Below are 12,646 nucleotides of genomic sequence, written 5' to 3' on the forward strand. Positions count from 1 at the left end.
GTCAGCCGATCCACTCGTCGATCTGGTCGCCGTGGGCGTCGACCCACTCGCGCGCCACCGTGGCCACGTCCTCACCGTCGACGTCGACCTGCTTCTGCATCTCCTCCATCTCCTCGACCGAGATGCGGAAGTTCGTCAGCAGCTCGACGAAGCCCGGGGCCTGGTCCCGCAGCTCGTCGCTGGCGGCGATGTTGGCGCTGTAGGAGGGCATCGCGCAGGCGCCGTTCCCCTCGGTGAGGCAGCCCTCGGTGTAGGGCGTGGGCTCCTCGAGCTGCACCATGTCGTACTGCGCGAAGACCGCGTGCGGGTGGTACAGGTACAGCACGATCGGCTCCTCGCGGCTGTAGCTGTTCTCCAGCTGGGCGAGCTCGGCCGCCTCGCTGGAGACGACGTGCTCCAGCTCGATGCCGTAGCCCTGGAGCCGCTTGGCGTTCTGCTCGGTGGTGATGTAGCCGGGGTCGGCGTCGTAGAACTTGCCGCCGAGCTCCTCGGCGTAGTCGTTGAGCTGGGTGACGCTGGTCAGCCCCTCCAGCGGCCCGCCCGGCTCGACGGCGTAGGCCGGCACGAACCAGCCCTGCGCGGCGTCGCCGTAGGTCTCCGAGACGATCTCGACCCGGTCGGCGGCCGAGTCGGCCAGCTCCTGCTGGTTGGGCAGGGCCACCTCGGTGAGCAGGTCGATGTCACCGCGCGCGGCGCCGGCCCAGGCGGCGGCCGGGTCGAGCTGGGTGGTCGCCAGCGAGGCGACGCCGAGGTCGGGGTTGTCGGCGGCGATCTCGCCCAGGATGCCGTTGGTCAGGCCGGCGGCGGTCCAGCTGAACTGGGCGGTCTGGACGGTGATGCCGTCGCCACCGCCGCTGCCGGTGCCACTGCCACTGCCACTGCCACCGGAGCCCGCCTCCTCGCTCGTGCACCCGGCGAGGGCTGCGGTCAGCAGGGCGGTGAGCACCACGGCGGAGGTGCGGGGGCGGAGGGGAGTGTGCTGCATGGGGTCCTCTTCCTGGGGACGTGGGCCCTGACGGGCCGCAGCAGGTGTGGGCACAGTACGAGGCGCAGGCCCCCTGGAGGAGCCTGCGCCTCGTACCGCGGTCGGTCGGGGAGGGCGGCGGCCGGGGTCAGACGGCGGCGGGCCCGACCGGGGCGTCGCCCCGGAGGGTGATGCGGTGCATGACACGGCGCTGGTCGCCGTAGTCGCGGTTGGCGTAGTGCACCGTCGACCGGTTGTCCCACATCACGACGTCACCGACGGACCAGCGGTGCCGCACGACGTGCTCCGGCTTGGTGATGTGCGCGTAGAACAGGTCGAGCAGGTACCGGCTCTCGGCGTCGGAGACGCCCTCGATGTGCGAGACGAAGCCGGGGTTGACGAACAGCCCCTTGCGGCCGGTCTCGGGGTGCACGCGCACGACCGGGTGCGCGACGGGGACGAGGGCGCGGTACTCCTCGCCCTCCCACTTCGTGCGCTCCTCGCGCTGGGCGATGTAGTAGCCGAACTCGCGGGTGCCGTCGTGCACGGCGACGAGCTGGTCGGCCAGGCGCTGCAGCGGCTCGGACAGCGAGCGGTAGGCCAGCTCCAGGTCGGCCCACTGGGTGTCGCCGCCGGTCGGCGGGAGGACGACGGCCCGCAGGACCGATCCCAGCGGCGGCCGGCGCACGAAGGTGACGTCGGTGTGCCAGACGTCGGCGAAGCCACCGGTCGCGCTGTCGAGCGCGTAGATCTCCGGGTGCTGCTCGTCGACGCCCGGGACGACCGGGTGCGACTCGGTGACCTCGCCCAGGCGGCGGCCGAGGGCGATCTGGCCGTCGGGGTGCAGGTCGTGCTGGCCGGCGAAGAACAGCACCTTGTACTCGGCGAGCGCGGCCCGGATCGCCCGGACCTGCTCGTCGGTGGCACGGGCGAGGTCGACGCCGTGGACCCGGGCGCCGATGGTCGGCTCCAGGCGCTCGAGGTCGAGGACGCCGCCGTCGAGGTCGGCGGGCGTGGTCGGGGCAGCAGCGAGCAGGGTCATGCGAGGTCTCCAGGGATGGGTGCGGACGAGCGGACGGGCCGAGGACCGGGGACGGGACTCAGGCCCGACAGAGCGCGCTCGCGCACCGCAGCAGGTCGACGTGCCGGCGCTCGACGAGCGCAATCCGCACAATCCCGACCGACTGCATGGGGATTACCGTAGCGGGTGTTCCCGCCTCCTGACGACTAGGGGTCCCGCCGTGTCCGTGCCCGGCTCGCTGTTCATCGACGGGACGTGGCAGGACGCCCGCTCCGGCCGCGTCCTGCGGGTCCTCGACCCGTTCGACGGGTCGCTCGTGGCCGCGCACGACGCCGCCACGCCCGGCGACGTCGACCGCGCGGTCGCGGCGGCGCGGGCGGCGTTCGAGTCCGGGAAGTGGTCCGGCCTGCCCGCGGCCGAGCGCGCGGACCTGCTGCACCGCACCGCGGACCTGCTGGTCCGCGACCGCGAGCACGTCGCGCTGCTGGAGACGCGCGACACCGGCAAGACCCTGCGCGAGAGCCGGGCCGACGTCGACGACGTGGTCGCGGTGCTGCGGTACTACGCCGGGCTGGCGGTCGTCGACGTCTCGCGGGTGGTCGACGCGGGCCCGGGCGTCGACAGCCGGGTCGTCGCCGAGCCCGCCGGCGTGTGCGCGCTGGTCACGCCGTGGAACTACCCGCTGCTCGAGATCTCCTGGAAGCTCGCCCCCGCGCTCGCGGCCGGCTGCACGGCGGTGGTCAAGCCCAGCGAGCTCACGCCGCTGACCACCGCGCACCTGCTGTCCCTGCTGGCCGAGGCGGGTCTCCCCTCGGGGGTGGTCAACCTGGTGCTCGGCGACGGGGAGGTGGGGGCGGCGCTGGTCGCGCACCCCGGCGTCGACCTGGTCAGCTTCACCGGCGGCACCGCCACCGGCCGCGCCGTCCTGCGCGCCGCCGCGGACACCGTGAAGCGGGTGCACTGCGAGCTCGGCGGCAAGAACCCGAACGTCGTCTTCCCCGACGTCGACGTGGACGTCGCGGTCGACAACGCCCTGTACGCGGCGTTCCTGCACGCGGGGCAGGTCTGCTCGGCCGGCTCGCGGCTGATCGTGCACGCCGACGTGCACGACGCCGTCGTGGCCGGCCTGGTCGCCGGCGCGGAGGCGATCCGGCTCGGCGACGGGCGGGACGAGCGCACCCAGTCAGGGCCGTTGATCTCGGCGGCGCAGCGGGCGAGGACCGAGGGGATGGTCGCCGGGGCCCTGGCCGACGGCGCGGTCCTGGCCGCCGGCGGACGCCGTCCGGAGGACCCCGCGCTGCGGGACGGCTTCTTCTACCGGCCGACGGTGCTGACCGGGTGCCGGCGGGACACGGCCGTCGTCCGCGAGGAGGTCTTCGGCCCGGTCCTCACCGTGGAGACCTTCACCGACGAGCAGGAGGCGGTCGCGCTGGCCAACGACACCGTGTACGGCCTGGCCGGGGCGGTGTGGACCGGCGACGACGAGCGCGCCGAGCGGGTGGCCGCCGCCCTGCGCTGCGGCACGGTGTGGATCAACGACTACCACCCGTACGTCCCCGGGGCGGAGTGGGGCGGGCGCGGGCAGTCCGGCGTCGGGCGGGAGCTCGGGCCCACCGGGCTGGCCGAGTACCGCGAGCTCAAGCACGTGTGGCGGCGGCGGTCGCCGGGCCGCAGCGGCTGGCTCGACTGAGCTCCGCCCGTCGGGCCGGGCGGGTCAGCGGGCGGGCACCAGCTCGGCGACCAGCGCGCGGACCCGCCGCTCGATCTCGTCGCGGATGGGCCGCACGGCCTCGACACCCCTGCCGGCCGGGTCCTCGAGCTCCCAGTCGAGGTAGCGCTTGCCGGGGAAGACCGGGCAGGCGTCGCCGCAGCCCATGGTGACGACGACGTCGGAGGCCTCGACCGCCTCGGTGGTGAGCACCCTCGGCCGCTGGGCGGTGACGTCGATGCCGACCTCGGCCATGGCCTCGACGGCCGCGGGGTTGACCCGGTCGGCGGGCAGGGAGCCGGCCGAGCGCACCTCGACGGCGTCCCCGGCGAGGTGGCGCAGCCAGCCGGCGGCCATCTGGGAGCGGCCGGCGTTGTGCACGCAGACGAACAGGACACTGGGGCGGGCGGTCACGGGACCACCGTCGCAGACGGGGGCTTGACCGCCCGCACGATCGCGCCGTGCAGGCCGGGCGCGACCTCGTGCGTGAAGGTGACCGAGGCGTCGGCGAAACCGGCCGCGGCCAGCCCGTCGAGGTACTCGGACCGGGACAGGGCGCCGGCGATGCAGCCGACGTGGGAGCCGCGCTCGGCGCGCTCGGCCGGGCTCACGGAGTCCTCGGCGACGACGTCGGAGATGCCGATGCGCCCGCCGGGGGCGAGCACGCGGAACGTCTCGGCGAGCACCGCGGCCTTGTCGGTCGACAGGTTCACGACGCAGTTGGAGATGACGACGTCGACGCTCGCGTCCTCGAGCGGCAGGTCCTCGATGGTGCCCCTGCGGAACTCCACGTTCGTCGCGCCGGCCTCCGCCGCGTTGGCGCGGGCGAGGCCGAGCATCTCGTCGGTCATGTCCACGCCGTAGGCGAAGCCCGTGGGGCCGACGCGGCGGGCCGAGAGCAGCACGTCGATGCCCCCGCCGGAGCCCAGGTCGAGCACCCGCTCCCCCTCCCGCAGGTCGGCGACGGCGACCGGGTTGCCGCAGCCGAGCGACGCCAGCACGGCCTCCTCGGGGAGCCCCTCGGTGGCTTCGGCGTCGTACAGGCCGGCGCCGAAGCGCCCGTCGTCCCCGGCCGCCGGACCGCAGCAGCCGCCGACCTCCTGCGCGGCCGCGGCGTAGCGCGCCCGGACCTGCTCCCGCAGGTCCGCCTCCGTCCCGGTCATGGCCCCTCCACGCATCGATGGACGTCGATGACAGGACGGTGCCACACACATCGACGCCTGTCGATATCGACGTCCGTGGATGTCCGGTGCGACACTGGCGCCGTGCCGACGTCGCTGCCGCTCACCCCGGGGACGGACGCGTGCTGCGCGCCGCCGGTCCGCGCACCCCTGAGCGCCGCGGACGCCGCCACCCTGGCCGGGACGCTCAAGGCCGTCGCCGACCCGGCGCGGCTCCGGCTGCTGTCGCTGGTGGCCGCCCACGACGGCGGTGAGGCCTGCGTCTGCGACCTCGTCGAGCCCCTCGGCCTGTCCCAGCCGACGGTGTCGCACCACCTCCGGGTCCTCGTCGACGCCGGCCTGCTCACCCGCGAGAAGCGCGGCGTGTGGGCCTACTACGCGCTCGTGCCCGGCGCTCTGGACTCCCTCGCCGCGGTCCTCACCACCGCCGCGTCCTGAGTCCGCGCCCCGGTACCCGTCGACGTCCGGGGATGCGGCGGGCAGCATCGGGTCATGGACGAGCAGTCGGTCCGGGCCGCGCTGGAGCACTACATCCGTCACAGCGCGGCGGGCGACGAGGACCGCGCCAGCGAGATCTACCACGAGGACGCCGTCCTCGAGTTCCCGCAGTCCGGTGAGCGGTTCGAGGGCGTGGCGAACTTCCGGGAGTGGCGCCGGGAGTACCCGGCCCAGGTCGACCTCGAGATCGTCCGTGTGCGGGGGCGGGACGACTTCTGGGTGGTGGAGGTGCGCGCCCGCTACGACGGTGGCCCGTGGATGTACGGACCGGCCGTCTACGAGTTCCGGGGAGACCGGGTGTCCCGCGAGACGATCTACGTCGGCGAGGCTTGGGAGGCGCCCGGGTGGCGGGCGCGCTGGCGGGCGGCACCCTGATCCTGGAGTGGCCCGACTCACGGGCTGACCTGCGGGGACGTCCCGCGCAGGGGCATCGGCCGGGGCGTCGCGGTGTTGTACCCGTCGATGACCGCACCCGCCCTGCTCGGGGCCCCCTCCCCCACCCGCCTGTGGACGCCCAGCCGCGTCCTCGTCACCCGCTCGGCCGCCGAGCGCCCGCACGGGCAGCGCGTCCTGCGCCGCCTCGAGGCCGCCGGCGTCGACGCGATCGACCTGCTGCCCGGTGACCGGCTGCCCTCGCTGCGCGGTGACGACGACCGCGCGGCGTTCATGGCCGCCAAGGACACGATGGCGCTGGTCGTCCCGCCGCCGTCCAAGCGCCGGCTGCAGCCGATCCCGCCGTCGGCGGACTTCCGGCTCGACCTGGCCGAGGGCTGCCCCGCGCACTGCCAGTACTGCTACCTCGCCGGGTCGCTGTCCGGCCCGCCGATCACCCGCGTGTGGGCCGACCTCGACGAGGTGCTCGAGGGCCTCGACGACTACGTCGGCCGGGGCCGCATCACCTCCGGCACGCTCGAGCGCGGCGGCGAGGGGACGACGTTCGAGGCGTCCTGCTACACCGACCCGCTGGCGATCGAGCACCTCACCGGCGGCCTGGCCCGCATGGTCGAGCACTTCGGCACCCACGCGTGGCCGGGCCCCGTGCAGCTGCGGGCGACCACCAAGTTCGACGACGTCGCCGGGCTGCTGGACCTGCCGCACGGCGGGCGCACCCGGCTCCGGTTCAGCCTCAACGCCGCCCCTGTCGCCCGCCGGTTCGAGGGCGCCACGGCCCGGGTCGGGGCGCGCATCGCCGCCCTGGCCGCCGTCGCCCGCGCCGGCTACCCGGTCGGCCTGACCATCGCGCCGATCATGCCGGTGGACGGCTGGCGCGAGGAGTACGGCGCCCTGCTCGACGCCGTCGCCGCGGCCCTGCCGGCGGACGCCGACCTCACCGTCGAGTGCATCACCCACCGGTTCACGCCGGGCAGCAAGGAGACGCTGCTCGACTGGTACCCGCGGACGAAGCTCGAGATGGACGAGTCGACGCGCACGCTCAAGCGCGGGAGGTTCGGCTCGGTCAAGCACGTCTACCCGAGGGAGACGATGGCCGAGCTGCGCCCCTGGTTCGAGGCCGCCGTCGCCGACCGGTTCCCCCGGGCCCGCTTCCTCTACTGGACCTGAGTCCGCCCGCGATCATGGCGCCGGGACCGTGCCGGACGGCCGGCGGCGGTCACGGCGCCATGATCGTCGGGCCAGGCGACCGGGATCAGGCGGCCGGGATGAGGCCGTTCGGGTCGAGCACGTACTTCTTCGCCGCGCCCTGGTCGAACTCCTGGTAGCCGCGCGGCGCCTCCTCGAGCGGGATCACCGTCGCGTTGACCGCCTTCGCGATCTGCACCCTGTCGTGCAGGATCGCCATCATCAGCTGGCGGTGGTAGCGCATGACCGGGCACTGGCCGGTGGTGAACGCGTGCGACTTCGCCCAGCCCAGGCCCAGCCGGATCGACAGCGACCCCTCCTTCGCCGCGTCGTCGACCGCGCCCGGGTCGCCGGTCACGTAGAGGCCCGGGATGCCCAGCGCGCCGCCGGCCCGCGTGATGTCCATCAGCGAGTTGAGGACCGTGGCCGGCGCCTCGCGGGAGGCGTCCGAGCCGTGCCCGCGCGCCTCGAAGCCGACGGCGTCGACGCCGCAGTCCACCTCGGGCGTGCCGAGGATCTGGTCGATCTGGTCCTTCGGGTCGCCCTGGGAGACGTCAACGGTCTCGCAGCCGAAGCTGCGGGCCTGGGCCAGCCGGTCGGCGTTGAGGTCGCCGACGATGACGACGGCGGCACCGAGCAGCTGCGCCGAGGCGGCCGCCGCGAGCCCCACCGGGCCGGCGCCCGCGATGTAGACCGTCGAGCCGGTGCCCACGCCGGCGGTGACGCAGCCGTGGTAGCCGGTCGGGAAGATGTCCGACAGCATCGTCAGGTCGCGGATCTTCGCCAGCGCCTGGTCCCGGTCGGGGAACTTCAGGCAGTTCCAGTCCGCGTAGGGGACCATCACGTACTCGGCCTGCCCGCCGGTCCAGCCGCCCATGTCCACGTAGCCGTAGGCGGAGCCGGGGCGGTCGGGGTTGACGTTCAGGCAGATGCCGGTCTTGCCCTCCTTGCAGTTGCGACAGCGGCCGCAGGCGATGTTGAAGGGCACGCTGACGATGTCGCCGACCTCGAGGAACTCGACGTCGGGCCCCTTCTCCACGATCTCGCCGGTGATCTCGTGGCCGAGGACGAGCCGCTCGGGCGCCGTCGTCCGGCCGCGGACCATGTGCTGGTCGCTGCCGCAGATGTTGGTGGCGACCGTCCGCAGGATGACCCCGTGCGGCGTCTTGCGGCCGACGTTGGCCGGGTTGACCCCGGGTCCCTCCTTGAGCTCGAGCCCCGGGTAGTCCAGGTCCGCGACCTCGACCTTGCCCGGACCCATGTACATGACCGCCTTGTTCGCCACGGACGTGCCTCCTCTCGGCAGCCGGCACGGCGCTGTGCCGGACACCGTCTCCGTCGCCGCGCCGGCCGGCGCAGCCCTGGTGCCGCTCCCCTCGCCAGGACGGGACTCCTGGTCTCGGGGTCCGGCGGGGAAAGAGTGTGGCCCGGGTCACGGGACGGTCTCGGCGGCGACACCGACCCCTTCCCGGACCACGGCACGTTGCGACGTACCGTCGCCGGTCGTGCTCGTACTGCTCCCGCCCTCGGAGACCAAGTCCCCGGACGGCGACGGCGCCCCGCTCGACCTGACCGCCCTCTCCACGCCGGAGCTCACCCCGCTGCGCGCGCGGCTGGTCGAGGCGCTGGTCCGGCTGGCCGCCGACCCGCCCGCCGCCCGCGCCGCGCTGGGCCTGTCCCCCGGCCAGGACGCCGAGCTGGCCCGCAACGCCGCGCTGTGCACCAGCCCCACCAGGCCCGCGCTCGAGCGCTACACCGGCGTCCTCTACGACGCCCTCGCCGTCCGCACCCTGACGCGCGCGCAGCGGGCCCGGGCCGACCGCCGGCTCGCCGTCGGGTCGGCGCTGTTCGGCCTGGTCCGCGCCACCGACGCCATCCCGGCCTACCGGCTGTCCGCGGGCTCCGCGCTCCCCGGGCTGCCCACCCTCCGCACCCTGTGGCGCCCGCTCCTCGGCCCGGTGCTCGCGGACTCCGGTGAGCTCGTCGTCGACCTGCGCAGCGGGGCCTACCAGGCGCTGGCCCCCGTCCCGGGCGCGGTCACCGTCGACGTCCTGAGCGAGCGGGCCGACGGCAGCCGGACCGTGGTCAGTCACGCCAACAAGGCCCACAAGGGCCGGGTGGCCCGCCTGCTGGCCACGACGACGGCGGAGCCGGACGACGCGGGCCGGGTGCGGACGCTGCTGCGGCGGGCGGGGTTGCACGTGGAACACGACGGCGCGGACGCGCTGACCCTGGTCCTGCCCACGGCGGCATGAGGGGCGCGTCGTCACGTCGCGTGACGGCGAAGGGTTCGTCCCGTGATCCCTGTTGGCCGCATGGGGCGTCGCTTACGATGTACACGGCGTGCGGACCCAGAACCGGCCGGACCGCCGGTGTACGAGGAGTCGGCCGCGAGCCGGGCGAAGGGTTTCGGTGGACGACACGTCTGAGCTCCCCGGGGAGCCGCACGTCCCGGGTCTGCGCGACGCCGCCGAACTGCTCAAGGCCGACCGCCCACGCACCGAGGCCGCGCGCCGGTTGAGGCTGCATGACGCCAGCGTCGTCCTCGACCGCCTCGCCGAGCTCGCCGCCCGGCTGGTCGGCGCCCCGGTCGCCCAGCTGTCCCTCCTCGACGACGTCCAGGTGGTCGTCAGCGGCGCCGGGCTGCCGCCGGGCACGGTCGGCAGCGAGGTCCCGCTCGAGACGACCGCCTGCGCCGTCGCCGCCGCCGAGCGCGCGCCCCTCGTCGTGCCCGACGCCCACGCCGAGCCCCGCGCGGCCGAGCTGCCGCAGGTGGCCGCCGGGGCCGTCGGCGCCTACCTCGGCGTCCCGCTGGTCGACTCCGCCGGCCACACGGTCGGCGTCCTGTGCGTCGTCGCCCCCGCCCCGCGGTCGTGGTCGGACACCGACGTCGCCACCCTGCGCCAGCTCGCCGCGGCCGCCGTCACGGAGCTGGAGCTCGCGGCGCTGCGCACCGAGTACGAGAGCGACCGGCTGCGCTGGGGCCTGGCCATCGACGCCGCCGGGATCGGCACGTTCGACTGGGACCTGGTCACCGGGGAGCTGACCTGGGACGCGCGGCTGGTCGAGATGTTCGGGTACGCGCCCGAGGAGTTCGGCGGCACCATCGAGGACTTCAACGCGCGGGTCCACCCCGACGACCTGCCGCGGGTCACGGACGCGCTGCAGGCCAGCATCGACAGCCGCGGCGACTACGAGGCCGAGTACCGCGTGGTCTGGCCGGGCGGCGAGACCCGCTGGGTGCAGGCCCGCGGTCGCACGCTGGCCGACGAGCGCGGCGCGGCGACCCGCGTGCTCGGCGCCGCCTACGACACCACCGCCGAGCGGGCCGCGGGCATGCGGGTCACCCGCGTGCTCGAGGCCATGCCGGCCGGCTTCTACTCCCTCGACCGCGAGTGGCGGTTCACGCACGTCAACGCCGAGGCCGAGCGGCTGCTGGGCCGCAGCCGCGAGGAGCTGATCGGCCAGGAGCTGTGGACGGCGTTCCCGGCCGCGGTCGCCAGCGCGTTCGAGGAGAACTACCGCGCCGCCGTGCGCACCGGGACGCCGGTGCAGTTCGACGCGCACTACCCGGCGCCGCTCAACGGCTGGTACGAGCTGCGCGCCTGGCCCAGCCCCGAGGGACTGTCGGTCTACTTCCTCGAGGTCACCGAGCGCCGCCGCGTGCAGGACCGCGCCGAGCGCGCCGCCCAGCGGCTGGCCCTGCTGGCCCAGGTCAGCGCCGAGCTCGCCGGCGCGCTCGACCCCCAGACCGCGACCGGGCACCTGCCGCGGCTGGTGGTCCCGGCGCTGGCCGACTGGTGCATCGTCACCGTCGTCGACCCCGACGGCCGCCCGCGCGACGTCGGGCACTGGCACGCCGTCCCCTCGCAGCGCGCCCTGGTGGAGCGCTACGCCGCGGTCCGGCTCGACGCGATGCCGGCGACCGCGCCGCTGATGCGCGCCCTGCTCACCGGCGAGCCGGTGATGGAGCGCGGCGAGGCCGTGCGCGACCTGCTCACCGAGGGCGACGCCCGCGACCTGCTGACCGCGCTGGCCCCCGAGTCGGCGATCGCGATCCCGCTGCGCGGCCGCGACCGCACGCTCGGCGTCATGACGCTGTACTGGCGGGCGGGCTGGACGCCGCGCGACGAGGACCTGGCCACCGCCCAGGACGTCGCCGACCGGGCCGGCCTGGCGCTGGACAACGCCCGCCTCTACGGCCAGCAGCGGGCGCTCGCCGAGGGGCTGCAGCGCAGCCTGCTCACCGAGCCGCCCGAGCCCGACCACGCCCAGATCGCCGTCCGCTACCTGCCGGCCGCCGAGGCCGCGCGGGTCGGCGGGGACTGGTACGACGCGTTCCTGCAGCCCGGCGGCGCGACGATGCTGGTCATCGGCGACGTCGTCGGCCACGACACCGAGGCCGCGGCCGCGATGGGGCAGCTGCGGGCCCTGCTGCGGGGCATCGCCACCTACAGCGACGCCGGCCCCGGCGAGGTGCTGCGCGGCCTGGACGCCTCGATGGCCGTGCTGCAGACCCGCGTCCTCGCCACCGCCACCGTGGCCCGCTTCGAGCAGACCCAGGACGAGCGGGAGCGCGGCGTCACCCGGATGCGCTGGGCCAACGCCGGGCACCTGCCGCCGCTGGTCATCAACCCCGACGGCAGCGTGGCCGAGCTGGCCACCTGGCGCGGCGACCTGCTGCTCGGCGTCGACCCGGACGCCCGCCGCGAGGAGTCGGTGGTCACCCTCGACCGCGGCGCCACCGTGCTGCTGTTCACCGACGGGCTCATCGAACGCCGCGACGCCGACCTCGACGCCGGCATGGCCCGGCTGCGCGAGGCGCTGCGGGAACTCGCCGGGCAGCGGCTGGACGACCTGCTCGACGAGGTGCTGTACCGGCTGGTGGACGGCCGGCCCGAGGACGACGTCGCGCTCGTCGCGGTCCGGCTGCACCCGCAGGACCGGCCGCGCCCGCCCGACGCCGGCCCCAACCGGGTGCCCGACGTCGTCCCCGAGGACCCGGCGAGCCCGACGCTGCGCTGAGCACTCCGGCGAGGCTGAGCACTCCGGCGAGGCTGAGCACTCCGGCGAGGCTGAGCACTCCGGCGGGCCCTCGGCGGTCCGGAGGGCCCGCCGGCCCCGCGCTCGTCCCGCGCAGGCCCGGCGCCGGATCCGGTCAGGAATCGAGAAGCCCCCGGCACCCGCCCCTCCCTAGCGTCGGTGGCACGACCCCGCAGAGCACCGAGGGAGCTGGAGATGCCCACGGAGGACGTCGAGCAGGAGTCCACCGGCTTCACCGCCGAGGAGCGCGCCGCGATGAAGGAGCGCGCCGCCGAGCTGCGCGCCGAGGGGAGGAGGGGCGCGAAGCGGGCCGACGGCCTGCAGGCCGTCCTGGACCGGATCGCGGCCATGGACCCCGGGGACCGGGCGCTCGCCGAGCGGGTGCACGTGGTGGTCACCACGCACGCCCCTCACCTGGCCCCCAGGACCTGGTACGGCATGCCCGCCTACGCCGACGCGGACGGCAAGGTCGTCGTCTTCTTCCAGGACGCCGGCAAGTTCGGCTCCCGCTACGCGACCCTCGGCTTCAACGACCCCGCGAGGCTCGACGACGGCGACCTCTGGCCGGTGTCGTTCGCGCTGACGGGCTGGAGTCCCGAGGTGGAGGAGCGGGTCACCGCGCTGGTGCGGACCGCCACCGCCTGACCGGGTCC

At 75.1% G+C, this 12,646-nt stretch carries 12 protein-coding genes; 7 read left to right on the top strand and 5 right to left on the bottom strand.

From position 1 onward, the window contains the following. Position 1: 1 nt before the first annotated feature. The gene (locus tag ACFO3M_RS17760; protein WP_387991787.1) at positions 2-985 is read right to left on the bottom strand and encodes a glycine betaine ABC transporter substrate-binding protein; all 984 of its coding nucleotides are present in this window, start codon (positions 983-985) and stop codon (positions 2-4) included. A gap of 127 nt (positions 986-1,112) precedes the next feature. Next, complete coding sequence (locus ACFO3M_RS17765) at positions 1,113-2,006, bottom strand: TauD/TfdA dioxygenase family protein (protein ID WP_387991790.1); 894 nt, start codon at positions 2,004-2,006, stop codon at positions 1,113-1,115. 199 nt (positions 2,007-2,205) lie between these two features. Between ACFO3M_RS17765 and ACFO3M_RS17770 the strand changes: the two genes are divergently transcribed. After that, positions 2,206-3,675 (top strand): aldehyde dehydrogenase family protein, encoded by a 1,470-nt coding sequence (locus ACFO3M_RS17770; RefSeq protein ID WP_387991793.1) that lies wholly within the window; start codon positions 2,206-2,208, stop codon positions 3,673-3,675. Positions 3,676-3,699: 24 nt separating this feature from the next. On the opposite strand, the gene ACFO3M_RS17775 is transcribed toward ACFO3M_RS17770, so the two are convergent. Next, the gene (locus tag ACFO3M_RS17775) at positions 3,700-4,107 is read right to left on the bottom strand and encodes an arsenate reductase ArsC (RefSeq protein ID WP_387991796.1); all 408 of its coding nucleotides are present in this window, start codon (positions 4,105-4,107) and stop codon (positions 3,700-3,702) included. After that, on the bottom strand, positions 4,104-4,856 hold the full coding sequence (gene arsM / locus ACFO3M_RS17780; protein ID WP_387991799.1) for an arsenite methyltransferase: 753 nt from the start codon (positions 4,854-4,856) through the stop codon (positions 4,104-4,106). The genes ACFO3M_RS17775 and arsM overlap by 4 nt, the downstream gene beginning before the upstream one ends. Before the next feature lie 102 nt (positions 4,857-4,958). Here arsM and ACFO3M_RS17785 point away from each other — a divergent pair, with 102 nt between their 5' ends. From ACFO3M_RS17785 to ACFO3M_RS17795, 3 genes are all read left to right on the top strand, one after another. Beyond that, positions 4,959-5,312, top strand: coding sequence for an ArsR/SmtB family transcription factor (locus tag ACFO3M_RS17785; protein ID WP_387991802.1), 354 nt, complete (start codon positions 4,959-4,961; stop codon positions 5,310-5,312). Positions 5,313-5,366: 54 nt separating this feature from the next. Then, positions 5,367-5,747, top strand: a complete 381-nt coding sequence (locus ACFO3M_RS17790; RefSeq protein ID WP_387991805.1) for a nuclear transport factor 2 family protein — start codon at positions 5,367-5,369, stop codon at positions 5,745-5,747. A gap of 87 nt (positions 5,748-5,834) precedes the next feature. After that, positions 5,835-6,932, top strand: coding sequence for an SPL family radical SAM protein (locus ACFO3M_RS17795; RefSeq protein ID WP_387991808.1), 1,098 nt, complete (start codon positions 5,835-5,837; stop codon positions 6,930-6,932). Between the two features lie 85 nt (positions 6,933-7,017). Here the strand turns inward: ACFO3M_RS17795 and fdhA are convergent, their stop codons facing one another. Beyond that, the gene (fdhA, locus tag ACFO3M_RS17800; RefSeq protein ID WP_387991811.1) at positions 7,018-8,235 is read right to left on the bottom strand and encodes a formaldehyde dehydrogenase, glutathione-independent; all 1,218 of its coding nucleotides are present in this window, start codon (positions 8,233-8,235) and stop codon (positions 7,018-7,020) included. 220 nt (positions 8,236-8,455) lie between these two features. Between fdhA and yaaA the strand changes: the two genes are divergently transcribed. The 3 genes from yaaA to ACFO3M_RS17815 all read left to right on the top strand — a co-directional run bounded on the left by yaaA (position 8,456) and on the right by ACFO3M_RS17815 (position 12,638). Next, positions 8,456-9,205, top strand: coding sequence for a peroxide stress protein YaaA (gene yaaA, locus ACFO3M_RS17805; protein WP_387991814.1), 750 nt, complete (start codon positions 8,456-8,458; stop codon positions 9,203-9,205). Positions 9,206-9,362: 157 nt separating this feature from the next. After that, positions 9,363-11,975 (top strand): SpoIIE family protein phosphatase, encoded by a 2,613-nt coding sequence (locus ACFO3M_RS17810; RefSeq protein WP_387991817.1) that lies wholly within the window; start codon positions 9,363-9,365, stop codon positions 11,973-11,975. A gap of 213 nt (positions 11,976-12,188) precedes the next feature. After that, entirely contained in the window at positions 12,189-12,638 is a 450-nt protein-coding gene (locus ACFO3M_RS17815; RefSeq protein ID WP_387991820.1) for an iron chaperone, read from the top strand. Positions 12,639-12,646: the final 8 nt, after the last annotated feature.

The sequence above is a fragment of the Geodermatophilus arenarius genome, from assembly GCF_042654585.1.
Classification (GTDB): domain Bacteria; phylum Actinomycetota; class Actinomycetes; order Mycobacteriales; family Geodermatophilaceae; genus Geodermatophilus; species Geodermatophilus arenarius.